At 66.7% G+C, this 23,758-nt stretch carries 21 protein-coding genes and 2 riboswitches; of the genes, 7 read left to right on the top strand and 14 right to left on the bottom strand.

Going from position 1 to position 23,758, the window contains the following annotated elements; translation table 11 throughout:
- Window positions 1-125 precede the first annotated feature (125 nt).
- The 10 genes from NIBR502772_RS06620 to NIBR502772_RS06580 form a co-directional block, all read right to left on the bottom strand.
- The gene (locus NIBR502772_RS06620; protein ID WP_141139564.1) at window positions 126-3,161 is read right to left on the bottom strand and encodes a glycoside hydrolase family 38 C-terminal domain-containing protein; all 3,036 of its coding nucleotides are present in this window, start codon (window positions 3,159-3,161) and stop codon (window positions 126-128) included.
- A 139-nt stretch (window positions 3,162-3,300) separates the two neighbouring features.
- Window positions 3,301-4,212 carry a formate dehydrogenase accessory sulfurtransferase FdhD gene (gene fdhD, locus NIBR502772_RS06615; RefSeq protein ID WP_141139563.1) on the bottom strand — a complete coding sequence of 304 codons (912 nt, stop codon included), beginning with the start codon at window positions 4,210-4,212 and terminating at the stop codon, window positions 3,301-3,303.
- Between the two features lie 126 nt (window positions 4,213-4,338).
- Entirely contained in the window at window positions 4,339-5,775 is a 1,437-nt protein-coding gene (locus tag NIBR502772_RS06610) for a molybdopterin molybdotransferase MoeA (RefSeq protein WP_141139562.1), read from the bottom strand.
- Window positions 5,741-6,034, bottom strand: coding sequence for a DUF6457 domain-containing protein (locus NIBR502772_RS22360; protein ID WP_056346664.1), 294 nt, complete (start codon window positions 6,032-6,034; stop codon window positions 5,741-5,743). Before NIBR502772_RS22360 ends, NIBR502772_RS06610 begins: the two co-directional genes overlap by 35 nt.
- Window positions 6,031-6,738, bottom strand: coding sequence for a molybdenum cofactor guanylyltransferase (locus NIBR502772_RS06605; protein ID WP_168223495.1), 708 nt, complete (start codon window positions 6,736-6,738; stop codon window positions 6,031-6,033). Before NIBR502772_RS06605 ends, NIBR502772_RS22360 begins: the two co-directional genes overlap by 4 nt.
- Window positions 6,739-6,830: 92 nt before the next feature.
- Window positions 6,831-7,331, bottom strand: coding sequence for an HNH endonuclease (locus NIBR502772_RS06600; RefSeq protein WP_141139561.1), 501 nt, complete (start codon window positions 7,329-7,331; stop codon window positions 6,831-6,833).
- 236 nt (window positions 7,332-7,567) lie between these two features.
- Complete coding sequence (locus NIBR502772_RS06595) at window positions 7,568-8,314, bottom strand: NlpC/P60 family protein (protein WP_141139560.1); 747 nt, start codon at window positions 8,312-8,314, stop codon at window positions 7,568-7,570.
- Window positions 8,315-8,485: 171 nt separating this feature from the next.
- Window positions 8,486-9,160 carry a C40 family peptidase gene (locus NIBR502772_RS06590; protein WP_141141965.1) on the bottom strand — a complete coding sequence of 225 codons (675 nt, stop codon included), beginning with the start codon at window positions 9,158-9,160 and terminating at the stop codon, window positions 8,486-8,488.
- Between the two features lie 70 nt (window positions 9,161-9,230).
- Window positions 9,231-9,393: riboswitch (cyclic di-AMP (ydaO/yuaA leader) on the bottom strand.
- Between the two features lie 148 nt (window positions 9,394-9,541).
- Window positions 9,542-10,366 carry a M23 family metallopeptidase gene (locus NIBR502772_RS06585; RefSeq protein WP_141139559.1) on the bottom strand — a complete coding sequence of 275 codons (825 nt, stop codon included), beginning with the start codon at window positions 10,364-10,366 and terminating at the stop codon, window positions 9,542-9,544.
- Window positions 10,367-10,369: 3 nt separating this feature from the next.
- A riboswitch (cyclic di-AMP (ydaO/yuaA leader) is annotated at window positions 10,370-10,614 on the bottom strand.
- A gap of 129 nt (window positions 10,615-10,743) precedes the next feature.
- On the bottom strand, window positions 10,744-11,439 hold the full coding sequence (locus NIBR502772_RS06580; protein ID WP_058929975.1) for a metal-dependent transcriptional regulator: 696 nt from the start codon (window positions 11,437-11,439) through the stop codon (window positions 10,744-10,746).
- A gap of 277 nt (window positions 11,440-11,716) precedes the next feature.
- Here NIBR502772_RS06580 and serC point away from each other — a divergent pair, with 277 nt between their 5' ends.
- Window positions 11,717-12,847, top strand: coding sequence for a phosphoserine transaminase (gene serC, locus NIBR502772_RS06575; RefSeq protein ID WP_058929976.1), 1,131 nt, complete (start codon window positions 11,717-11,719; stop codon window positions 12,845-12,847).
- An 82-nt stretch (window positions 12,848-12,929) separates the two neighbouring features.
- Here the strand turns inward: serC and NIBR502772_RS06570 are convergent, their stop codons facing one another.
- The 3 genes from NIBR502772_RS06570 to NIBR502772_RS06560 are packed head-to-tail and all read right to left on the bottom strand — an operon-like array spanning window position 12,930 to window position 15,248.
- Window positions 12,930-14,264, bottom strand: coding sequence for an MFS transporter (locus NIBR502772_RS06570; protein WP_141139558.1), 1,335 nt, complete (start codon window positions 14,262-14,264; stop codon window positions 12,930-12,932).
- Window positions 14,265-14,309: 45 nt separating this feature from the next.
- Window positions 14,310-14,855: a DUF3027 domain-containing protein gene (locus NIBR502772_RS06565; protein WP_141139557.1), complete on the bottom strand. Its 546-nt coding sequence runs from the start codon at window positions 14,853-14,855 to the stop codon at window positions 14,310-14,312.
- Window positions 14,856-14,864: 9 nt separating this feature from the next.
- Window positions 14,865-15,248, bottom strand: coding sequence for a cold-shock protein (locus NIBR502772_RS06560; RefSeq protein WP_018776003.1), 384 nt, complete (start codon window positions 15,246-15,248; stop codon window positions 14,865-14,867).
- Window positions 15,249-15,494: 246 nt separating this feature from the next.
- On the opposite strand from NIBR502772_RS06560, the gene NIBR502772_RS06555 reads away from it, so the two are divergent.
- The 6 genes from NIBR502772_RS06555 to NIBR502772_RS06530 all read left to right on the top strand — a co-directional run bounded on the left by NIBR502772_RS06555 (window position 15,495) and on the right by NIBR502772_RS06530 (window position 22,657).
- Entirely contained in the window at window positions 15,495-15,728 is a 234-nt protein-coding gene (locus NIBR502772_RS06555; protein ID WP_058932785.1) for a hypothetical protein, read from the top strand.
- Between the two features lie 10 nt (window positions 15,729-15,738).
- Complete coding sequence (locus NIBR502772_RS06550) at window positions 15,739-18,228, top strand: helicase-associated domain-containing protein (RefSeq protein WP_141139556.1); 2,490 nt, start codon at window positions 15,739-15,741, stop codon at window positions 18,226-18,228.
- Between the two features lie 13 nt (window positions 18,229-18,241).
- Complete coding sequence (locus NIBR502772_RS06545; protein WP_141139555.1) at window positions 18,242-19,885, top strand: DNA repair helicase XPB; 1,644 nt, start codon at window positions 18,242-18,244, stop codon at window positions 19,883-19,885.
- Between the two features lie 114 nt (window positions 19,886-19,999).
- Window positions 20,000-20,710, top strand: coding sequence for a response regulator transcription factor (locus tag NIBR502772_RS06540; protein WP_058929981.1), 711 nt, complete (start codon window positions 20,000-20,002; stop codon window positions 20,708-20,710).
- 2 nt (window positions 20,711-20,712) lie between these two features.
- A complete protein-coding gene (locus NIBR502772_RS06535) occupies window positions 20,713-22,260 on the top strand; it encodes a HAMP domain-containing sensor histidine kinase (protein WP_210412395.1) in 1,548 nt (515 codons plus the stop codon).
- Between the two features lie 109 nt (window positions 22,261-22,369).
- Entirely contained in the window at window positions 22,370-22,657 is a 288-nt protein-coding gene (locus tag NIBR502772_RS06530) for a WXG100 family type VII secretion target (RefSeq protein WP_056347304.1), read from the top strand.
- 20 nt (window positions 22,658-22,677) lie between these two features.
- On the opposite strand, the gene NIBR502772_RS06525 is transcribed toward NIBR502772_RS06530, so the two are convergent.
- Window positions 22,678-23,745 carry a ribonuclease HI family protein gene (locus tag NIBR502772_RS06525; protein WP_141139554.1) on the bottom strand — a complete coding sequence of 356 codons (1,068 nt, stop codon included), beginning with the start codon at window positions 23,743-23,745 and terminating at the stop codon, window positions 22,678-22,680.
- Window positions 23,746-23,758: the final 13 nt, after the last annotated feature.

Raw genomic sequence — 23,758 nt, 5'->3', positions numbered from 1 at the left:
GGCGGGCCGTTGGGGACCGCCCCCACTCAGCCATTTAACGGCCAGGTCCCGCCAACCATCATCGAGTGCTCCGTAACGGCCCTTTTGAGCCTGCAAAACGGCCCCTACGGAGCAGTCGATGGGTGTTAGCGCGCGAACCTCAGGGTGACCAGCTGGAACGGGCGCAGCGAAAGCTCCACCGACTGCTCCGTTGCGGCAGTGTTGACGCCCGGCGCGTTGGTGGCGCGCTCCAGCAGGTCCGTGGCCAGGACGGCCGTGACCGGGAAGTTGGCCGTGATCACGCCGGCGGACCGCTGCCCCAGGGACTCATAAAGGCGGACCACAACATCGCCGGACCCGTCTTCGGCAAGCTTGACCGCCTCGATAACCAGGGCCGGGTTGTCCACGGCGAACAGCGGCTCCACACCGCGGGTGCCCTTCACCAGCCGGAGTACGAGGTTGGTGCGGTACCCCTCCTCCACGGCGTCGGCGATCCCGGCTCCGGGGCGGATGGTCACGGTCAGTTCCTGGTGGCCGCGGTCCGCGGTCGGGTCCGGGAACTTCGGTGCGCGCAACAGGGAGAGGCGCACCGAGGTGGTGGTCCCGCCGTCGGAATCCCGTACGCTCCTGGTGACATCGTGCCCGTAGGTGGCCGCGTTGGAAATCGCGACGCCGTAGCCGGGCTCGGCCACGTGGATCCAGCGGTGCGCGCAGATCTCGAACTTGGCGGCCTCCCACGAGGTGTTGACATGGGTGGGGCGGAAGACATGGCCGAACTGGGTCTCCGAGGCGGAGCGGTCCGCCCTGACGTCCAGCGGGAAGCCCAGCTTGAGCAGCTTCTCGCTCTCCTGCCACTCAACGGCTGTGGTAATAGTGAGGGAGCAGCTGCCTGCATCCAGCGCGATCCGCTGGGTGAGCGGTGACGAGCCGGCAACCCGGTCCACCACAACAACAGCACTGGTTCCGGTCTGCTCCAGCCGGATGCCCTGCGCCGCCGTGAGGGCGGTGACGTTGCGCCGGTAGAACTCATCGATGTCCCACGCGTCCCACTCGTTGGGCGTGTCCCGGTGCAGTTCCAGCAGGTTGCCGCGCTCTCCGGGAGCGATTGCTTCGCGTCCCGTGACGTAGTCGGTGAGGGAGGCCAGCAGGCCATCGGCATCCAGTACCGCCCGGATGATGCCGTTGTCCAGCACGTAGCCGCCATCCAGAGCGGTCGCCTGGACCGGCTGGTCGGTCGGCGAACGCTCTGCGGCAGCCAAGGCCGGAACGCCGTTGCGCGCGTGCGGTGCGGCGTTGAGCAGGAAGGTCCGCGATCCCTCGCCGAGGAGCGCGGCCGCTGCCTGCGCTATAAGGTTTTCGAGGCTGGCACTGATCGCGGCGTAATTACGTTCCGCGTCCTGGTGGACCCAGGCGATGGAGCTGCCGGGCAGGATGTCGTGGAACTGCTGCAGGAGCACCAGCCGCCAGAGCCGCTTCAGCTCCGCCGCCGGGTACTCGAAGGAGCCGGCGCCGCGGACAGCAGCGGTGGTGCACCAGAGCTCGGCCTCGCGGAGCAGGTGTTCGCTGCGCCGGTTGCCGCGTTTGGTCTGGGCCTGGCTGGTGTACGTGCCGCGGTGGAGTTCCAGGTACATCTCCCCCACCCAGACAGGCAGGGAGGAATACTCTTCCTCCGCCTGGGTAAAGAAACTCTCGGCGGAACCCACGCGGACCTTGGGCGAGCCTTCGAGGTTGGCGGTGCGGCTGGCAGCAGCCAGCATTTCCCGCGTAGGCCCGCCGCCGCCGTCGCCGTAGCCGAACGGGACGAGCGAGGTGTTGCCGCGCCCGTGGTCGCGGAAGTTCCGCTCGGCGTGCGCCAGTTCGCGTCCGCTGAGCTCGGCGTTGTAGGTGTCAACGGGCGGGAAGTGCGTGAACAGCCGGGTTCCGTCGATGCCTTCCCAGTTGAAGGTGTGGTGCGGCATGCGGTTGACCTGGTTCCACGAGATCTTCTGCGTGAGGAACCAGCGGCTGCCGGCCGCCTTGACGATCTGCGGCAAGGCCGCCGAGTAGCCGAAGGTATCCGGGAGCCATGCTTCGCGGCATTCGACGCCGAACTCGTCGAGGAAGAAGTTCTTGCCCTCAATGAACTGCCGGGCCATGGCCTCACCGCCGGGCATGTTGGTGTCCGACTCGACCCACATGCCGCCCACCGGAACGAACTGCCCGGCCTTGACCTTCTCCCGGATCCGGCTGAAAAGCTCGGGGTAGGACTCCTTCATCCAGGCGAGCTGCTGGGCTGAGGAGCAAGAGAACACAAAGCCCGGATCCTCATCCATCAGCGCCACCACGTTGGAGAACGTCCGGGCACATTTGCGGATGGTTTCACGCACCGGCCAGAGCCAGGCGGAGTCGATGTGGGCGTGGCCCGTAGCCACCAATTGATGGGCGGAAGCGTAGGCGGGCCTGGACAGGACCTCAGCCAGGGTTGCCCGCCCGGCTGCGGCGGTGCCCGGGACGTCGTCGGGATCCATCTGGTCCATCATGCGCTCCAGCGCACGGAGGATCTCATGGCGCCGCGGCTGCTCCGGGGAGAGTTCGTGCATCAGCCCGGCGAGGGTCCAGATGTCCTGCTGGAGTTCCCAGACTGTCTGGTTGAGTTCGGCGATGGCGATCCTGCCCAGCCGGTACTGCGGCGCCGTGCCTGCTGTTGCCTTATCCCCGTACGGTGTGGCGGCGAACGTCCAGCCCTGTGCCATGTCCGGGTTGGCGGCCGCTTCAACGTAGAAGTCAACGGACATGCCGCTGCCCAGGAGTTTCAGGGGAATGTACTGGTTCCGGGGCGAAATAGCCTTGATGATGGTGCCGTCCGGGCGCCAGGCGATTCCCTCGCACTGGAATCCGGGGGCTTCGTTGATGAAGCCAAGGTCCACTACGATTTCGACGGCGGTGTCCGGGCCGGTGCCCCAGGCCTCCGGGACGTCGCCCTGCAGGCGCAGCCACTTGGTCCCCCACGGCTTGCCCCAGGCAGCACCGTGTTCCTGCGGCTCGAAGCGATTCCGCAGTGCATCCATCACGGACACCGGTTCGCCGGGTGCATCCCAGCTGCTCAGGTTCAGCGGAACGGTGCGGGCGTAAACGCCGGGAATGATCCGCTCGCGGACAAACCGGTCCAGGCGGACTTCGGTGATCCGGCGGTCGTCATGCAATGTAAACCCTCTTAGGTGCTTGAACTGGAGTACTCGAATCCGGACCAAACGCGTCCAATCGATGGATAAAATCTACCGGCTGGTAGCTCAATAGCCAAGCGTCACCGGAAATCTTCGCCGAAGTGTGCTGGCGCCGTTTTTATCCCGGCGCGTTCGCGCATAACCCTGCCGCGCCCTCCCCCGGAACCGGCGCGGCGGGCAGCGTAATCCTGCCCTGTCCAGCGTAAATATTCAGGCTGGTGCCCCGGCTGAATCCTGCCAGGGTCATGCCGCTGGCCTCCGCCAGCTCCACGGCAAGGCTCGACGGCGCACTCACCGCCGCCAGCACGGGAATGCCCGCCAACGCTGCCTTCTGGACGAGTTCAAACGATGCGCGGCCCGAGACCTGCAGGACCAGCCCTGCGAGCGGAAGCAACCGCTCCCGCAGGGCCCAGCCCACCACCTTGTCCACGGCGTTGTGGCGTCCCACATCCTCGCGCAGGCACAAAAGCTGCACGCCGCCGTCGTCCGTTATGCGGAAGAGGCCCGCGGCGTGCACTCCGCCGGTGACGTCAAAAACGTCCTGCGCTTCGCGGAGCCGCCCGGGCAGGGATGCCAGCACATGGGCGGGCACGGTCAATGGATCCGCCGCCGGGCTGAAATGGGAGGACTTGCGCACTGCCTCGATCGAGTCCGTGCCGCAGATACCGCAGGAGCTGGACGTGAAGACGTTCCGACCCTTCGCAGGGAGTTCGACGTCGGGCCGCAGCTGGGCTTCCACCACATTGAACGTCTGGACGCCGTCTTCGTCCTCGCCGGCGCAGAACCGCAACGACACCAGCTGCTCCGGAGCCCAGATGATCCCCTCGGACACCAGGAAGCCGGCCACCAGATCAAAGTCGTCCCCGGGCGTCCGCATGGTCACCGAGAATGACAGTGCACCGATCCGGATTTCCAGCGGCTCTTCGACGGCGAGGACGTCCTCGCGGTGGCGGACCGGGAACTCAAGGGCATTGGGCGAGCCATCCAAAACATACTTGTGCACCTTGCGGCGCTGCGTCACGCGCCCCATCAGCGAACCGCCAGACTGTCTTGAAGGGCCCCGTGGACGTTCCGGACCTGCCGGCTGGCGCTGTTCATAAGTCCATCATTGCACCACTGGCCGGGCTGTGGCGTACGTGGTTCCGCAGCACGGCGCCTACCCCAGCAGGGCACTCCAGTCCACCGGACCGGCGGGCTTCGCAGCGTCCTTGCCAGCTGCCCGGGTTGCCGGCTTAGCGGCGGGCCGGCCCTTGGGCTTGGTACCCGGCTGCGCGGGCGCGGGCACCGGCGGCCCCCACGGCAAAGCGAACGCCGGGACTGGTTCGCCCAGCTGCACGCCATGCGGCGGAACAACCATCACACCGTGCGCCGACGCCAGTCCGCGCATCATCCCGGGACCCGTGTGCTTGGCCGGTGAAGCCATCCCGTACAGCAGCCGGAAGGGCATCAGCCTGGTCCGGCCCGGCTCAGGCTCGATGGTGGTCCCGCACGGGACCTCCTGCACCGGCGGCATGGTGCCGTGGCCCAGCGCCGCCAGCAGCGGTTCGCCCACCGTGGACAGTGCCATCATGGCGGCCAGCGGGTTTCCGGGGAGCCCCAGGACAAAGCGACCGTCGGGGAGTTCGGCCAGGACAGCCGGATGGCCGGGGCGCATGGCGATGCCGTCGATGACCAGCCGCCCGCCCAGTTCCGCCACAGCCCGGCGGAGGTGGTCGGTGTCCGAGACGCCAGTACCTCCGGTGGTGATCACGACGTCGGCAGGCAGCGCGGAGGGGTCCGGCACCTCGGGCGGGAGGTCGGCCAGGCCGTCCAGCCACTCAGCGTAGGAATCGCCGATCCGCTCCTGGCCGCCGTTAATACCGCCGAGCATTTCCACAACGGCCGCGAGCTGCGGACCGAAGGTGTCCCGAACCTGTCCGGGGACCGGCAGCCCGTGGGCCACAACTTCGGAGCCGGTCAGCAGGAGCTTAACCACCGGCTTGCCCTGGACCAGAAGGTCATCGTGCCCGGCCAGGGCCGCGACCGCCAGATGGGCCGGGTTCAGTGTTACGCCGGCCTTGACCAGCACCTCTCCCGCGGCGGCTTCCTCGCCGGCCTTCCTGATGTGCTGGCCGTTCCCGGGCTCGCCGGGGCGGGCGGCGCCGCCGGTCATCAACAGCGGCAGGCCGTCGTCGTCCGTTCCAAGCACGGCACTTTCGCTGCGCAGGACCGCTTTGGCGCCGGGGGGGATCAGTCCGCCGGTGACGATGGGGCTGGCCTGGTGGGGTGCCAGCCGCATGCCTGCGTCTGCCACGATCCACGGACCGCTGCCGTTGACGGCCCATCCGTCCATCGCAGACGACGCGTAGTGCGGCATGTCGTGCAACGCGGTGATGTCTTCGGCCAGGACCCTGCCCAGGGCTTGGCCCAGGGGAACCCGGCCCGGCGGAATTGGCGTGGCGATATCAAAAGCGGCCTTGCGCGCCTCTTCCCAGGTGTGGGCCAGGTGCTTTGCCGGGGCTGTCTGCTGCCCGGGATTTTCGGATACGTCGCCGGGGGCGGCGGTCACTGAACGGGAGTCATTCGACGGGGGTCCCGGCGGATTCGGCGTCATAGTCAGCAGCCAGGGTGCGGGCACGGTCCATGGCAGCGGTCATGGCGGCGGCGTTGGTGGCCTGCCCTGCTCCCGCAGCCAGGCCGGCGGCGAAACCGGCAATAAAGGTGGTGAGCGGGGCGGCGGGGCGGACCACTGAGTGGGCTGCCACGCCGGCCAGCGACAGGATGGTGTTGACGTCGATCTGGACGTCCTCCAGTTCATACGCCTGGAGCAAGGACCTGCACCATTCTTCCAGCGTCTCTTCCTGGCTTTTCACGCTCTGCCTCCCAAATCGTCTGCGGCAGTGTTGCCCCGGAACCCGGCTAGGGGATCCGGACCGGCCACTCCAAGTGCGGCGGCATCGTCCCAGGTGTCCACGTCTGCCGTGGAGCCAGCCGGAACGGCGACAAGCTGCACGTCCAGACTAGCAAGGAGTGCCCTCACCGAACCGTTGATTAAGCGTCCTGTGCTTTCCAGTTCCGCCACGGAACGTTGTAGCGCGGCCGTGCTATAAAAACCGACCAGCGGCTGACGGCGGCCTTCCTCCGAGACGGCCACCACGCCGTCCGGTGCCAAGCCCGCGGGCGCTCCGGCAGCGGGTCCTCGCGCACGCAACGCAGCCTTCAGCGCCGCCACCGCCTGCCCCACGTTGGGCATGTCGCAGGCCAGCACCAGCGTCAGCCTGGGGCGGCTGCCACCCGCCGCGGACAGGGCCGCAAGCCCGGCCGCAATGGCGGCCGCGGGACCGCTAAAGGGGGGTTCTTCGCGGCAACGGAGAAATCCAGGGATTTCGCCGGCCGGCACCTCCCCGGTGTCCGGACCAACCACGACGGCGGCCCGGGCTCCCCTCGCAGCGGCGGCGGAGCGACGCAGCAGGGAGTCGCCGTCGTACGTCAGACTCTGCTTGGGCACGCCACCGAGCCGCGACGAACGGCCGCCGGCGAGGATGACGGCATCGAAGTCGAGGGGGTCAGCGTCCACCCTCCCAGCTTAACCGCGCAGGCTGGAATACTGCGCCGGGCTGGAACTACCGCGCGGACCGGAACAAGGCAGCCCGGAACAAGGCGGCCCGCTCAGGCAGCCCGCTCAGGCAGCAGGAACGGATCCCAGTCCGGCGTGGGCTTCTCAAGTTCCTTGATCTGCCAGATGGTGCCATGCGGCGGTTCCGGATCAAACCTGAGCTTCCAGCCCATTTCAGCCGGGGTGTGATCGCCCTTGGTGTTATTGCAGCGGAGGCACGCGGCCACCAGGTTCTCCCAGGAGTCGGCGCCGCCACGCGACTTGGGCTGCACATGGTCGATGGTGTGGGCCCCTTTGCCGCAATACGCGCAGCGGTGTCCGTCCCGCCGCAGGACGCCGCGGCGGCTGACAGCGGTGCCCTGGTTGTATCTGGGGCGGATGTAGCGGTTCAGGAGAATCACGGACGGGCGGCCCAAAATCTCCTGAGGCCCCACCACAGGGTCATCGCCCTCGGCAATAACACTGGCCTTGCCCGTGAGCACAAGCACCAGCGCCCGGCGGAAGGTGACTACCGCCAGCGGTTCATATCCAGCATTCAGAACGAGAGTGCGCATGCACGTACCTCTTTGTGGCCGCACCCGTCAGGGGCACGAGGGCCGGCTGCCCCCGGCATATCCGGGCTATGGATCGACACCACAAGAGTAAACAAAGAATCCCGGGATCAGCTAATCCCGGAAGTAACCGGGGTCACGTGTCGGGCCTGGGCGGCTGTCCGGATCGGTACGACAGGCCGGAGACAGCAAAGGACCCCCGCCGTGAGGCGGGGGTCCTTTGAACACTGAAGCTGCTGCTAGGACACGCGGATGAAGACCGGTCCTGAGCCAACATTGGCGCTGAATACAACGGTCTGGTTGCCGTTGTAACCGCCGTGGACTGCCTGACCGTTGCCGGCGTATACGGCGATGTGGGCCATGCCCGCGCCGCCGTCGGCGTAGTAGATCAGATCGCCGGGCTGGGCCTCGGCGGCGCTCACGGTCTTACCCAGGGACAGGTAGCCGGCGGGCCAGCCGTGGTAGTTGATGCCCACGGCGGCCAGGGCGTTGGTCACCAGCATGGTGCAGTCCTGGCTGACGCCGAGCTGTGCGTAAGCAGCGGACAGGATGGCAGCACCCTTGCCGCTGGCGGCGACCGGAGCCGAGGGAGCAGCCGGAGTGGCCGACGCTACCGTGATGGTTGCCGCGGCCTTGGCCGGAGCCGGAGCTTCGACAACCGGCTCGGGAGCCTCAACCGGAGCGGGCGTGGTGGTCACGGCCGGCTTCTCGTAGGAAATGGCAATGGTGGAAGCAGCGGAAATGATGGCCGGAGCGGAAACCTCAGCCTCAAGGTTCGAAGCGGAAGCACCTTCGTGCTGGACTCCGGTGTCTGCCGCGTTCGCGGCGATACCACTGGTCAGGACAAGGCCGGAAGCAGCAGCGATAACCGCAGCCTGGCGGCCCATGCCGCCGGCGTTGTCGCCGACGGCCTTGGCAATGACAGCCAGCGAGTTGGTCTTGGTGACCTCGGCGCGGTGCCGTGCAACAGTTGCACGTGTAGTCATTAATTTCTCTCTTTCGTTTTCCTCAGGACCGCGTAGGCAGTCCAAGGGCGTTGGAGGCGCCGGCATCTTGGGGGTACGCCGGCACATCCCGAACGGGGATTTAGCGAAAAGTTTCCAGCGAAGAATCGGTTCCGGCAGCACAGGGCTTCAGGAACTGCCGGATTGCAGGAACTACGGGGCCAGCGTGAAGAAGGATCCGCCGCCCGTGGATGCCACGGAGTGGAGCAGCGTGCCCTGTGACGGGTTCAGTGCGCTGATCATCATGCCGTTGCCGACGTAAATGCCAACGTGGGCGCCGCCATTCTGCATGACCAGGTCACCGGGAGCCGGTGTGGCGGTGGGCCGCATGGCCGTCCAGGCATTGGTGCGGGGAATGCTGATGCCGGCCTGGGCGTAGACCCACTGCGTGAAGCCGGAGCAGTCCCAGCCGTTGGGAGTGGTGCCGCCCCAGAGGTAGGGGTGACCGATACCGGTGTAGGCAAGTGCTGCCAGACCCGAAGCAGCAGCAGAGGAGACAGTGTCAGCGAGCTTGGAGGCCGCGGCCTCGGTTGCGGCAGCACCCTGAGCCCCGGTTTCGGAAGCCGTGGACTGCGCGCGGACCCTCTCAACCTTCGGCGCCGGCGTCGTCTTGATGACGGGGCGTTCGAAGGAAACGGTAGCCGTGGGCGCGGCAGTGACGGCAAGTGCCGTCTGCGCAGAACCGGACTCGGTAGAGGCGGAAACGCCGGCGGTGGAATCCGCGGCGTTGGCCGGAAGCCCCATGCTCAGGATCAGACCTGATGCAGCTGCGATAACAGCAGCCTGGCGACCTACGGTCCCGGCATTGGCACTGACGGCCTTGGACACGGAGCCCAAGGGGTTAGTGCGAACCGGTTGTGCGCGGTGACGCGCAGAAGTATGGCGTGAAGACACGAAGGTAGCCTCTCCCAATGCCTGCGAGGTGAGCTGTCGGATTCGGATGGGAGTCACCCGGCCGCGCTGCTTCACAGTGGAAGCTTTGCGACTTAACCCCAAGGCCTTCAGAATCGAAGACCAAAATTGGTTCCCCCGCCCCTGCCAGACGATGTCATGCGAACGGACCTTGAGCGGTGGCAGAGCTAGGCAATCCACTCAAGAACGTCAACTTCGGAAAAGTTGACGCGCTTTAGACGTTACAGGAGTTCCGAGCCAATGTCACATTCAGGTCACGGCATGTTGCTACGATTCGAGAGTTGGCCATCATTTGGGTCAGAGCCAGCCGGTGGGGTCGACGACTTCGCCATTGATCTGAACCTCGAAGTGGAGGTGGCAGCCCGTAGACGCGCCCGTGGTGCCGCTGAGGGCAACCACGTCGCCGCGGCTGACCGTCTGGCCTACCTTGACGCTGGCGGAGGAGAGGTGGTTGTAGGTGGTTTCAAGGCCATTGCCGTGATCCACCACCACGCGGTTGCCACCGCCGTACTGGTGCCAGCCAACGAAGGTCACGGTGCCGCTGGCAGCGGCCATGACGGAGGTTCCGCACTGTGCCACGTAGTCCTGGCCGCGGTGGAAGTCGCCGGAGCCGCCGGTGATGGGACTGACCCGGAACCCGAAGGGTGAGGCCGTAACCAGCTGGGCCAGCGGCGAGCCAAGGCTTCCGGCAGAGGCGGCGCGGGTAATGGATCCCGCGGACTGGGCGCTCAACAGCTGCTTCAGCTTGCCGTCGGGATCACCCTGGGTCACCACGGACGAGCGGCTGAAATCAATTTGGGCGGCGGCTTCGGCGGTCACTTCGGGCTGCGGAGCAGCGGAAACGGCTAATGCAGCCTGGCCGGGTGCCGGAGTGGCCATCACGGGGCCGGTCACAGGAACCGTCACAGTGAGAGCAAGGCCTGTTGCTGCCAAGGCGATGCCGGCCTTCTGGCCGAGGCCACTGGCGGCGGCGAAATCCGTCATCTGCCGGAAGGGTCCCCGGCGGCGGCGGGCTTCCCGCTGTGGGTCGCGGGGCCTCTCCGCGCTGAAATCCTCGGCCACTCTGGGCGCCGAGGCGGGACCCACCGCGCGACGGCGGCCCCTGGAGTATTGCGTGGTCAAGAATGTTCCTCTCTGGGTAGCCTGCGAAGTTAGCTGTCGGATTCGGGTCAGAGAGTTCAAAGACCCGGTCCGCCGTGACAAGCACTTTGGCGCAGAGATATCCCGTGAGGATCCTTCGCTGGAAGAGGCTTGCTGCTGACGGACTTAACCCCAAGGCAGTCTTACGACTGCCGGTTGTGGTTCCCCCGCCTCTGCCAGTTGGTGACTGATGCACCTGATCCGCTGGCAGAGCTCGGCTCCGGATCAGGTAACGCTTTTGTATCGACGCTGAGTTTCAACTATAGGTGATTAACTTGGACAGTAACAATTCCGTTACCTTTGCGGAACCTTGCGTCGCTGCGCTATGGAACGGCCCCACACGGCGGACCGCCTTCCCGTCAGCTGACGGAAACGAAGACGTGGGATGCCACTTCCGGGGGCAGCTCGAGCGCCCCTTCGATTCCCGGAACGCGCACCGAAATGTACTCCCCTACGCGCTCCAGGGACACCGTGGCACCGGGCCTGATCCCGCCTTCATCCAACTGGACCAGCAGCTCAGGTTCCACCTGGATGGGCTCAGCCAGCCGGCTGACTGTCACGTTCGACGCTGGCCCGTAGCCCTGCATCGCATCCAGGAGATTAATCACACCGGCGTCTGGGAGCGCGGGCGCCGGCCCGCCCAGGGCGGCCAGCCCGGGGATGGGGTTGCCGTACGGAGACTCGGTGGGGTGGTTGAGCAATTCGTAGATGCGCTGCTCTACACGTTCGCTCATCACATGCTCCCAGCGGCACGCTTCATCGTGGACATAGGCCCAGTCCAGGCCAATCACATCCGCCAGGAGCCGTTCCGCGAGCCTGTGCTTGCGCATCACTTCCGTAGCGCGTTTCCGCCCGGCTTCCGTGAGCTCCAGGTGGCGGTCTCCGGAGACCACGACCAGTCCGTCGCGTTCCATCCGGCCGATGGTTTGGGACACCGTGGGTCCGGAATGCCGCAGCCGTTCGGCGATGCGTGCGCGAAGAGCAACGATGTTCTCTTCTTCAAGCTCCAAAATGGTCCGAAGATACATCTCCGTAGTATCGATCAGATCCGTCATCCAGCTCAGCTCCTCGAGCGCAGTACCTTGCGTTGTCCCACCGTATCGCGTCCCGCTCAGCGGCGAGGTCCGCTAAAAAGCTTAGCCTATTTTGAATTTGTCTGGATAATGCCCGGGCGGAGACAAAGAGTCTCATTGGCCGGACTATGACGGCCCCGGTTCCCCGCCCAATCGAGGGTTCAGGCAGAATAAGGGAGGTCCTTATGCAGTCACCGCCGACTACCGGCCACCCCACCGCCCGGACGTGAGCCACGTCCATGCCGAAATTGGAGCCCCCGTGAGCGAAACCAGCATCACTATTCCCGCCGACCTCCTGCCAAAGGATGGACGGTTCGGCGCAGGACCCTCCAAGGTCAGGCCGGAGCAGCTCGAAGCGCTCTCAGCGGCGTCCAAGACCATCCTGGGCACCTCCCACCGCCAGGCTCCGGTCAAGAACCTCGTGGGCTCCGTCCGTGAAGGCCTCAGCCAGTTCTTCCGCGCCCCCGAAGGCTACGAAGTGGTCCTCGGCGTCGGCGGCTCCACCGCTTTCTGGGACGTCGCCAGCTTCGGCCTGGTGGAAAAGAAGGCCCAGCACCTGTCCTTCGGCGAGTTCGGCTCCAAATTCGCCTCAGCCACCAACAAGGCCCCGTTCCTGGACGCCTCCTCCATCATCAAGTCCGAGCCCGGCACGCGCCCGGTATCGGCCGCCGAGGCTGGCGTGGATGTCTACGCCTGGCCGCAGAACGAAACCTCCACGGGTGTCGCGGCTCCGGTCAAGCGCGTCGCGGGCGCCGACGCCGGTTCCCTGGTCCTGGTGGACGCCACCTCCGCAGCCGGCGGCCTGGACGTGGACGTCTCCGAGGCCGATGTCTACTACTTCGCCCCGCAGAAGAACTTCGCGTCCGACGGCGGCCTGTGGCTGGGGCTCTTCTCCCCCGCCGCGCTGGAACGCGCCGCCCGGGTCAAGGCAAGCGGCCGCTGGATCCCCGATTTCCTGGACCTCCAGACCGCCATCGACAACTCCAAGCTGAACCAGACGTACAACACGCCGTCGCTCTCCACCCTGGTGACCCTCGACGCGCAGGTGCAGTGGCTGAACGCCAACGGCGGCCTGGACTTCGCGTCCGCCCGCACCGCTGACTCCGCCGGCCGGATCTACTCCTGGGCCGAGGCCTCCGAGTACGCCACCCCGTTTGTGGCAAAGGCGGAGGACCGTTCCAACGTCATCGCCACCATCGACTTCGACGACTCGATCGACGCCGCCGCGATCGCCAAGGTGCTCCGCGCCAACGGGATCGTGGACACCGAGCCGTACCGCAAGCTGGGCCGCAACCAGCTCCGGATCGCCACGTTTGTGGCCATCGAGCCGGCTGACGTCTCCGCGCTGCTGGCAAGCATCGACTACGTGGTGGGCGAGCTGCGCAAGTAGCGTACCCGCGCGAACGGACACTTGGGGCCCAGGAACCGGGGCCCAAGTGTCCGTTCGCGCTGTCTTGTGGTGAGGCCACTTGTCAGCGTCCGACGGCGTCGTCCGGGTTTTCGTCCGGGGCGGCGCCGTTGACGTTGTCCCCCGGTTGTTGGACGCCCAGGTGGGAGACGACGCCGAAGTAGCGCAGGCCACGGGCGCGCCGGTTGAAGGTGAGCCGGAGCCGCTGGGCGCGGATGATCCATATCATTCCGATCACGGCGGCGATGATCCCGGAGGCGGCCGCAACGGAAAGTGACCACCGGGGGCCGGCGACGTTGGCCACCCATCCCACCAACGGCGCGCCGATGGGTGTGCCGCCCATAAAGATGGCCATGTACAGGGCCATGACCCTGCCCCGCATGACGGGATCGGTGGTGGTCTGGACGTAGCCGTTGGCACTGGTCATCATGGTGATTGCGAACAGGCCCACGGGCACCAGCGCCACGCCGAACCAGAAGTAGTCCGGGGCAAGCGCGGCCAGTCCCGAGGTCACCCCAAAGGCAGCCGCCGCGCCGAAGATCATCCGCAAACGGGGTTTGCCGCGGCCGGCGGAGAGCAGCGCGCCCGCCACGGAACCGATGGCCATGATGGAATTCATGAGCCCAAAGGCGCTGGCGTCCAGCCCGAATTCCGTGCCCACCATCGCGGCGATGAACAGAACGAAGTTAAGGCCGAGTGTTCCCACGATGAACACGGCCACCAGGACCACCACAATGTCGGGCCGGAACCGCACATAGCGCAGCCCCTCCCGGATGCGGCCCTTGCCCGGAGCCGCCCGGGGAAGCTGGCGCAGTGACGCCGTCGGAATCTTCCACAGGCTCAGGAGCATGGCCAGGAACGTGAAGGTGTTGATCAGGAACACCCAGCCGGGACCTACCGCTACGGTGAGGACGCCGGCCACGGCGGGCCCGATCATCCGGGCGACATTGAAGGAGGCGCTGTTCAGGGCCACGGCGTTGGGCAGGTAGTCGTCCCGCACCAGTTCAGAAACAAAGGTCTGCCGTACCGGGGCGTCGAGGGCGGAGACCATGCCCAGCAGCAGGGCGAAGCCGTAGACGTGCCACAGCTGGCCGGCGCCGACCACCACGAGGATGCCCAGGCCGGTGCTCAGAAGGGCCATCATTGACTGGGTGATGATGAGCAGCTGCCGGCGGCTGTACCGGTCCGCCACGAGGCCGGCAACCGGCGCCAGGAAGAGCTGCGGCCCCAGCTGCAGCGCCATGGTGATCCCCATGGCCCCGGCGTCGTGATCGGTGAGGTGGTCAAACACCAGCCAGTCCTGGGCCGTCCGCTGCATCCAGGTTCCGATGTTGGAAACCAGTGCGCCGAGGAACCAGATCCGGTAGTTGAGGATGTGCAGGGATTTGAAGGTGGACATCAGTGCCGGCCTTCTTGGTTCTCAACCCTGCGCATTGGCAACTGCTTAGTCAGCCTCGCCGGCGGGGTCGTCGTCTTCGGATTCTTCGTCCCGGTCCTCGGACCCGGGAGTGTCAGCCTCGGCGTGCGAAGTGTCCGGCTCCGCAGCCGAAGCAACAGCTGCGCGCGGCTCGTCTTCCTCTGCGGCCTGTGCGTCCTCGGGGCGGACGCGCTCGGCCCACGGCACCCACTCCGGGGAGAGGATGGAGTCCTCCGACGGCAGGAGGCCAAGCTCGCTGACCGTGACCACCTTGGAGCGGGAGTTCCTGGTCAGGACCGCGTACCACTGCCAGCCGTGGTAGCCGGCCATCCTTGATTCGAAGAGGTGGGTGACCAGGCGGTCGCCCTCACTTTTGGCAGCCAAGTGCGCACCGATGTCCGACGCCGCCGCGATCCCTTCGATGGCGGTTCGCGCCTCGCCAACGGCAGCGGCGAGGAAGGCATCCGGCTTTCCGGTGCGCCACACGGGCACGCCTGCGCGGCGCTTGGCCTCGGCTTTTGCGCCTATTTTCTCCGCTGTTGTGGTGTCCGGCTGTTCAGCGTCCGCGTTCATGGCCAAGACCTAAACGTCCAGCTCGTCGGCAACCTTACGCAGGGCAGCCGCGATGGCTTTGCCCTTGTTGCCTTCCGGGTACTTGCCCGCGGACAGGGTTCCGGAGAGGTTGTCCAGCACGCTGACGAGGTCCTGGACCAGGGGCGCGAGGTCCCGGGCGCTGGGCCGCTTGGCCTTGGCGATGGACGGCGTCTTGTCCAGGACGCGCAGGCCCAGGGCCTGTGCACCCTTGCGGCCGTCGGCAACGCCGAACTCAACCCGGGTGCCGGCCTTCAGTTCCGTGATGCCTTCGGGCAGCGCTGATTTGGGCAGGAAGACTTCCTGGCCGTCCTCGCCTGCGAGGAATCCGAAACCTTTTTCCTTGTCATACCACTTGACCTTGCCGGTAGGCACGTAATCAACCTTCTTCGTTCTGACGTCTTCTGACACGGCCGGCAGTCACCGCATCCGCACTGATGTGCGGGTTCAGGGTATGACAGCGACGGACCGTGTTGGTCTGTTCTTCAAGGTTATCCTGCCGGGGGCCGGAATCCTGCTTTCACGCACCCTTCGTCCTGCCGCCTGCCTGCGGCTGTGTGCCCGCCGCTCACGGCCGCCTGTGGCGCCACCACCGGCCGACCGGCTGTTAGCGTTGCCTGCATGACACCCTCGCGATACCGGCGCCCACTGATGATCTGCGCAGCGGTTGTTGCCATGCTTTCCCTCGTGGCGGTGGGAGCCGTCATGGCACTGGCCTTCGCAGGCTCCGCTGCTCCGGCCTGGGTCACTGCCACTGCCCTGTACGGCTTGCCTGTGGCGTTCCTGCTGATGCTTTTCCTGGTGCTGGACAGCGTGGCGGGCCGGCGCCGGGCAGGAAAGTCCGGCGGGCGGTAACGTTGGACTGATGTCCCTTATTCGCGCGCTCAGCAAAGAACTGGAAGCACGCAGCGATGACTCGTTGCGGGCGCTCTTTGCAGCGCGGCCGGACCTTATGTCCCCCGCCGTTCCTGACTTTGCCGCCCTGGCCGCGCGTGCAAGTGCGCGGGTCAGCGTCCAGCGTGCGCTCGAGCGGCTTAACCGGCCACAGATGCAGGTGCTGGAAACGCTGCATCTGTGTACCAACACGGACACCGAACACAGCGCCTCGGCGGCGGGCATCCGGAAACTCATTGCAGGGTCCACGGTGGCGGCGCTGGAACGCATCCTGGCCTCGCTCCAGGAACTGGCTTTGGTGCACCGGGCCGAGCCGCCCCATGGAACGGCGGTTTCGGGCCACCGCCAGCGCTACTACCTGCCGGTGGGAAGCCTCAAGGACGTGGTGGGAATCTATCCCGCGGGGCTGGGGCGCAGCTACACCGAGCTGGTAAGGCTCCAGCCCGCGTTTGCCCAGCGGGCAGTCCAGCTCGTTGCCGAGCTGCGCCGCAGCGGCGTCTCCATCCAGAACGCCACCACCCCCATGGAGGCCGCCCTCGCGCTGCAGCATTGGACATCCTCGCCCGAGGCACTCGGCGAGGCTTTGGCCGGAGCCCCGGAACGCACGACGGCGCTGCTCGCCAAATTCCGCAACTGGGCCATGGGTGCCGTCCCCCAGGCGCAACGGAAAGCGTCGGTCTCGAACCAGGGCGCCGACGTCGGGCCCGTTGACTGGCTCCTGGCCCGGGGCCTGCTGGTCCCCCTGGACGCCGCACACGTGGAACTGCCGCACAGCGTGGGCCTGTCACTGCGCGGCGGGGCCATCATCAATGACTTCTCCCTGTCCCCGCCGGTTCCGGAGCTGGGCAGCACCACCGCTGCGCTTCGCCGGAACGCTGCGCTGGGCGCCATCGCCGAAACCCTGCGGCTGGTGGGTGACCTCCTCCACGCCGTCCGCGAACAGCCGCTGGCCACGCTGCGCAGCGGCGGCGTAGGTGTCCGGGAAATGAAGCGGCTTGCCGAGACTCTTCGCATCGACCAGCACCGGGCGGGCCTGCTGCTGGAGCTCAGCGCCCTCGCTGGCCTGTTGCGCCTCGATGTGGACTCGTCCTCGTGGGTGCAGCCCCCGCAGCTGGAGTGGCTGGCCCTCCCCCGCCAGGAGCAGTGGCTGTGGCTGGTCAATGCCTGGCTCGCGAGCGAGCGTGTGCCTTCACTGGTGGGTCAGCCCGCCAACGGCCCCAGCGGCGTTCCCGCCGCACACCGCGCCCTGGCCGGGAACACCGTTAATGCCCTTTCGGCAGAGGCGCAGAGGCCGGACGCCCCCGTGGTCAGGAAGAGGATCCTGGAAATCCTGGAGGAACTCACCCAGGAGGCTGCCGCTGCGGACGGCACGGCACCGGTCCTGGATGCTGCGGCCGTCCTCCAGCGGGCTGAATGGACGCAGCCGCGGATGGCCCGGCGGTTCAGTTCCCTGATCAGGGGTGTGCTCGCGGAAGCGGAGCTGCTCGGACTGATCGGCTCCGGTGCGTTGAGCCAGCTGGGCAGCGCCATTGCCGAAGACAACCCCGACGAAGCCTTGGGCATCCTGGGCGAGCATCTGCCTGCGGCACTGAACCACGTCCTGCTTCAGGCGGACCTGACCGCAGTTGCCCCGGGCTACCTGGCTCCGGAGCTGGCCGAAAAACTACTGGTGATGGCCGACGCCGAGGGGCACGGGCCCGCCACTATCTACCGGTTCTCCGCCAACTCGGTCCGGCGGGCGCTGGACGCCGGGCATGACGCCTCGAGCCTGCTGGAGTTCCTGCGTGAGCATTCGGCCACGGCCGTGCCCCAGCCCTTGGAATACCTGGTGGAGGACACCGCGTCCCGGCACGGCCGGCTCCGGGTGGGAATGGCCGCCAGCTTTATCCAAAGCGATGATGAGGCAACGGTGCTGGAGCTGGCGGCGGAGTCCAAAGCGGCCGGCCTGGGGCTGGCCCGCATTGCGCCGACGGTCCTGATCTCCACCGCTCCGCCGCGGGAGACAGCCCAGGTCCTGCGCGGACTGGGCCTCTCGCCGTCGGTGGACCAGGCCGAGCCCGGAGTGGTCCGGCTCCGCCGCACCAACAATGTTCACGGCAGCGCCCGCCCCGTCTACACGGCGCCGCGGACCGCACCCGCAGAGGACGACGTCGCCGCGCAGCTGGCCGTCCTGCGGAACAGGCGGGCTGAAGCCTCCGGAAACCACGCAGGCCCCGTGGCTGGTTCCGGCGAAGCTGCGACCCAGCTTGGGCTGGAGACGCTGCAACGGGCTATCCGGCTCAAGCAGCGCGTGAGCATGAACGTGGTGGACAGCCAGGGGAATTCCTGCATGGAGACAGTTGTTCCCCTTTCTGTAAACGGCGGACGCGTCAGGGTCTTTGATCCTGCCAAGGAAACCGAGCGCGTCCTCTCCATCCACCGCATTATCGACATTGAGGCCGCGGAAGAACTGCGCCAGTGAAGGACTCCCCCGCGTGAACGACGGCCCGCTGATCGTCCAAAGTGATAAAACCATCCTGCTCGAGGTGGACCACGAACTGGCCACCGAAGCGCGCCACGCCATCGCCCCCTTCGCCGAACTGGAACGGGCCCCGGAGCACATGCACAGCTACCGGCTGACGCCCCTGGGCCTGTGGAACGCACGCGCCGCCGGCCTGGACGCCGAGAAGGTCCTGGACACGCTGCTCAAATACTCGCGGTTCCCCGTGCCGCATTCGCTGCTGATCGACGTCGAAGAGACCATGTCCCGGTACGGGCGGCTGCGGCTGGAGAAGGACCCGCAGCACGGCCTGGTGATGCGCACGGACGACTACCCGGTGTTGGAGGAGGTCATCCGGGCCAAAAAGATCCAGCCCCTGCTGGGGCCGCGGATCGACGGCGAAACCATTGTGGTCCACTCCTCACAGCGCGGCCAGCTCAAGCAGCTGCTCCTGAAAATCGGGTGGCCGGCGGAGGATCTGGCCGGCTACGTGGACGGCACACCCCACCTGATCGCCCTGAACGAGAACGGCTGGAAGCTCCGCCCGTACCAGCAGCTCGCCACCGAGAATTTCTGGGCCGGCGGCAGCGGCGTGGTGGTGCTGCCCTGCGGGGCCGGGAAGACGCTGGTGGGTGCCGCGGCCATGGCCACGAGCTCCACCACAACCCTCATCCTGGTCACCAACACGGTGGCGGCCCGGCAGTGGAAGGACGAGCTGCTCAAGCGGACGTCCCTGACGGAGGACGAAATCGGCGAGTACTCGGGCGCGGTCAAAGAGGTCCGCCCGGTCACCATCGCCACGTACCAGGTCCTCACCACCAAACGCGGCGGCCTGTACCCGCACCTGGAGCTGGTGGACGGCCACGACTGGGGCCTGATCATCTATGACGAAGTGCACCTCCTGCCGGCGCCGATCTTCCGGATGACCGCGGACCTGCAGGCCCGCCGCCGGCTGGGCCTCACCGCCACCCTGGTCCGCGAGGACGGCCGCGAAGGCGAGGTCTTCAGCCTCATTGGGCCCAAACGGTACGACGCGCCCTGGAAGGACATCGAAGCCCAGGGCTACATCGCCCCCGCGGACTGTGTGGAGGTCCGCATAGACCTGCCCCGGGACGAACGCGTGGCCTATGCCATGGCCGAGGACGCGGACAAGTACCGGCTGTGCGCCACGTCCGAGTCCAAGACCCTGATCGTGGAACAGCTGGTGGCCCGGCACCAGGGCGAGCAGCTGCTGGTGATCGGGCAATACATTGACCAGCTGGACGAGATCGGCGAGCGCCTGCAGGCTCCCGTCATCAAGGGCGATACGTCCGTCAAGGAACGGCAGAAGCTCTTCGATGCATTCCGGGCCGGCGACGTGAACACGCTGGTGGTTTCCAAGGTGGCCAACTTCTCCATCGACCTGCCCGAGGCCTCGGTGGCCATCCAGGTCTCCGGTTCCTTTGGGTCGAGGCAGGAGGAAGCCCAGCGGCTGGGCCGGTTGCTCCGCCCCAAGAAGGACGGCCGGGCGGCCCGCTTCTACTCGCTGGTGGCCCGGGACACCCTGGACCAGGATTTCGCGGCCAAGCGACAGCGCTTCCTGGCAGAGCAGGGCTATGCCTACCGGATCATGGACGCCAAGGATGTCGGCGCCGTCTAACGGTCACCCGGTGTTCCTGTCCGGCGATGGGGATGGCCATGCCACGGCGGGCTCCCCATGGAACACCCACCATCCATCCAGAAAACTCACAGTTTCTGGGAGCATGATGGGAGCATGAAGAAGACCGGCCCAGAAGCCAAGCTGCTAGTTGTTGATGACGAACCCAACATCCGCGAGCTGCTGTCCACCTCGCTCCGCTTCGCAGGCTTCGAGGTGGTCTCTGCCGCCAACGGCCGTGACGCGCTGGCCGCCGCCGAGCTCCACGCGCCCGATCTGGCGGTGCTGGACGTGATGCTGCCGGACATGGATGGCTTCACCGTCACCCGCAAGCTGCGGGCCTCGGGTAAGCACTTTCCGGTCCTTTTCCTCACGGCGAAGGACGACACGGAGGACAAGGTCACCGGCCTCACAGTAGGCGGGGATGACTACGTCACCAAGCCGTTCAGCCTGGACGAGGTAGTGGCCCGCATCCGTGCCGTCCTTCGCCGCACGCAGCCCCTGCTCGACGACGACGCCGTGATCCGGGTGGACGACCTGGAGCTCGACGACGACGCCCACGAAGTGCGCCGCGGCGGCACCGTGATCGAACTGTCCCCCACGGAATTCAAGCTCCTCCGGTACCTCATGCTGAACCCCAACCGGGTGCTGTCGAAATCCCAGATCCTGGACCACGTCTGGGAGTACAACTTCAACGGCGACGCCTCGATCGTGGAGTCCTACATCTCCTACCTCCGGCGCAAGGTGGACATTGATCCGGACGCACCGGCACTGATCCAGACCAAACGCGGAGTCGGCTACGTGCTCCGGACGGCAGAGAAGCGCTGACCTTGCTGCAGCGGTGGAAATCGGCCTCGTTGAGGTCCCAGCTGGTGGCCATGATCATGGCACTGCTGATTGTTGCGCTGACCTCAACCGGCGCCGGCACCCTCACGCTGCTGCACAGCTACCTCCAGGGGCAGGTGGATGACAAGCTGTACGCCGCCGTCGACCTCGCCAGCAAGCAGCGCTCGTTCACCCAGCTGCAGGCACCCAACCCGATGGTCCCCACTGACTACTCGCTGATCCTTTACACCCCTGGTGAGAGCCCCCAGCTGTTGGGCGGCGATCCGGATGAGCGCCCGGACATCGCAACCGTCTCCGTCCAGGACGCCCAGGACAAGGGCGCGCGTCCTTACCAGGTGCGCGGCACGGACGGCCAGAACTGGCGGGTGGTCGCGGTGACCGTGCTCTATATCGGCCAACCCGCCGTTGTTGTCATCGGCTTGCCGCTGCAAAGCGTGGACGATGTCCTCAAGCACGCCACCCTGGTGGTCACCGGCGTCGGCCTGCTCACCCTGCTGCTGGCCTCCCTGATCGCCAGCTGGACCGTATCCCGGTCATTCCGTCCGCTGGCCAAGGTGGAAAAGACCGCAGCCGCCATCGCCGCGGGCGACCTTTCCAGGCGTGTGGATGTCGAAAATCCCGGCACTGAAGTGGGGCGGCTCGGCAGCTCGCTGAACGCCATGCTGGCGCATATCGAGACGGCCTTCGCCGCCCGGACAGCCTCTGAAGGCAGAATGCGCCGGTTCGCGGCCGACGCCTCCCACGAGCTGCGTACCCCGCTCGTGACCATCAGGGGTTTCTCCGAGCTCTACCGCCATGGCGCGCTAGCCACCGACGAGGACGTGGCCACGGCCATGGGGCGGATCGAAAGCGAAGCCAAACGGATGGGCTCTATGGTGGAGGACCTCCTCCTGCTGGCGCGCCTGGACGAACAGCGCCCGCTCCAGCAAAAGCCCGTGGACCTGCAGCTGATTGCCCACGATGCGGTGGTGGACACGCAAGCAAGCGACCGCTCGCGCCCCATCTCCCTGACCGGCCTTGGTGACGATCCGGCCGCCCCCGCGCCGGTGCTCGGTGACGAAGCAAAACTGCGGCAGGTGGTGGGGAACCTCATGGGGAACGCCCTGCGCTACACGCCGGACGGCAGCCCGATCGAACTAGCCGTCGGGGTCCGGACCTCCGACGGCGGGCAGCCGCTCGCCGTGATCGAGGTCCGTGACCACGGCCCTGGCATCTCCGAAGAGGACGCGTCCAAGGTGTTCGAGCGTTTCTACCGCGCGGACACGTCCCGGACGCGCGAGACCGGCGGCAGCGGCCTGGGGCTCGCGATTGTCGCGGCCATCGTGGGATCGCACGGCGGGTCCGTCAGGGTGGAAAAGACCGACGGCGGCGGGGCCACGCTGGTGGTCAGCCTGCCCGTCCGGGACGACGCCACCGATGAGGCTCACGCCGGCGATGACCACCTGGGGGAAGCCCACCCGGGCGCAGCGGCCACGCAGGATGGCGATCCCCTGGACGGAGGCCGCGGAGATGGCAAGGTTATCCACATATAGCCATGGAGCGTGGCGTGCGGGCAGTGCCCGTCCGTAGGCTCGCAGTAGTGGCCCGGAGCAGCCGGGCGGGCAGCACATGCTGTCCCACTACTTCGAGAGGCAACAAGCCATGAGCATCATTTCCGTCGACACCGAACTCCTTCAGCTGAAGTCGGCCAACGTCAAAGCAACCGTGGACCGGATCAGCTCAGACGTCCAGGCCATGAAGCGCGGCCTGGACGAACTGCAGTCCACCTGGCGGGGCTCGGCTGCCAACAACTTCCAGGCCCTGGTGACCGAGTGGACACTCACCCAGGGCAAGGTGGAGGCATCGCTGGCATCCATCAACATGGCCCTGGCATCAGCAGCGTCCACCTACGCCCAGGCCGAGCAGGGCAACACGCAGCGCTTCAGCTGAGTCCGCGGCCGAAATGGCGTCTACGCCTCCGGCGTCCCCTGGCGGAATCGGAGCCGCCATCTGTTGCCGTCCAAGACCCACAGTGAGCTATGGAGAGCCGTGCCTGAGCGCGAGTAGCTTCGGCACGTCAGCAGGATCGCGCTGGTGCCGATGCGGTCCGCACCCAGGATCTCCAGTTCAGTGTGCTGCCCCGGTTCCTCTTCCAATGCCATCATCGTGGCGTCCCGGGTCCATACCCTGCCCGAGGTTCCGATCTCCATAAAGTCAGGGTGCAGGAGGACGCCGGTGCGGCCGATGTCGCCACGGATGTCGGGGGCCGACAACTCGCGTTCGAGGGCCTCGACGATCGCTTCGGGGCTCATCTCGGCCCCGGCGGACTCCGACGGGATGAAGGAGTCGCTCTCCAGCTCACTGAAGAGGTCCGGCTCCTCGTAGGGGCCTTGGTTGAAAAGGTCCTGGCCGTACGAGCCCTGACCGCCGGAGCCAGCACCGCCGGCTGTGGTGGCGGCCTGAAGGCTGGCTGCAGCGACTGCAGTGGCGGCGCCGGGGCTGGTCAGTGCGGCGCCTGCCCCAGGGCTGACGGCAACCCGGCTATCAGCTGCTGGGCCAACCGCTGCCGGGGCTCCCGCGAAACCCGGGCCTGAACGCGCTGCCACACCCTGCTGGTACGCGGTGGCGGCCGCACGCGCGCGGACATCGGCTGCCTCATTGAGGTCGTGGCCTGCGTGGCCCTTGACCCATTCGAACGTGTATTTCCGGCCGGCGATCTCCCGGTCAAGTTCCTTGAGCAGCTCAACGTTCAGGACAGGTTTGCCGTCGGCCTTCCGCCAGCCCTTGCGTTTCCAGCCCGGCATCCACTTTGTGATGGAGTTGATCACGTACTGGCTGTCGCACAGGACCCTCAGGTCCTCCTCCGGGACGTGGGCGGTGGCACGGAACAGATCCAGGACGGCCATCAGCTCGCCCTGGTTGTTGGTGCCGTGCGGCCATCCCCCGGCGCGCCAGCAGTCGTCGTTCACATACCAGGCCCAACCGGCCGGGCCGGGATTTCCTAAAGCCGAACCGTCGGCCGCTGCAGTAATTGTCACCTAACCATCCTGC

This window comes from Pseudarthrobacter sp. NIBRBAC000502772, assembly GCF_006517235.1.
GTDB lineage: Bacteria > Actinomycetota > Actinomycetes > Actinomycetales > Micrococcaceae > Arthrobacter.
This window is presented reverse-complemented; position numbering and strand designations above follow the sequence as displayed.

Coding starts and splice junctions, on each gene's coding strand:
- fdhD (WP_141139563.1), bottom strand. CDS start 4,212: ATGGGGCGCGTGACGCAGCGCCGCAAGGTGCACAAGTATGTTTTGGAT.
- NIBR502772_RS06610 (WP_141139562.1), bottom strand. CDS start 5,775: ATGACGCCGAATCCGCCGGGACCCCCGTCGAATGACTCCCGTTCAGTG.
- NIBR502772_RS06600 (WP_141139561.1), bottom strand. CDS start 7,331: ATGCGCACTCTCGTTCTGAATGCTGGATATGAACCGCTGGCGGTAGTC.
- NIBR502772_RS06595 (WP_141139560.1), bottom strand. CDS start 8,314: ATGACTACACGTGCAACTGTTGCACGGCACCGCGCCGAGGTCACCAAG.
- NIBR502772_RS06580 (WP_058929975.1), bottom strand. CDS start 11,439: ATGACGGATCTGATCGATACTACGGAGATGTATCTTCGGACCATTTTG.
- NIBR502772_RS06570 (WP_141139558.1), bottom strand. CDS start 14,264: ATGTCCACCTTCAAATCCCTGCACATCCTCAACTACCGGATCTGGTTC.
- NIBR502772_RS06565 (WP_141139557.1), bottom strand. CDS start 14,855: ATGAACGCGGACGCTGAACAGCCGGACACCACAACAGCGGAGAAAATA.
- NIBR502772_RS06555 (WP_058932785.1), top strand. CDS start 15,495: ATGACACCCTCGCGATACCGGCGCCCACTGATGATCTGCGCAGCGGTT.
- NIBR502772_RS06550 (WP_141139556.1), top strand. CDS start 15,739: ATGTCCCTTATTCGCGCGCTCAGCAAAGAACTGGAAGCACGCAGCGAT.
- NIBR502772_RS06540 (WP_058929981.1), top strand. CDS start 20,000: ATGAAGAAGACCGGCCCAGAAGCCAAGCTGCTAGTTGTTGATGACGAA.
- NIBR502772_RS06530 (WP_056347304.1), top strand. CDS start 22,370: ATGAGCATCATTTCCGTCGACACCGAACTCCTTCAGCTGAAGTCGGCC.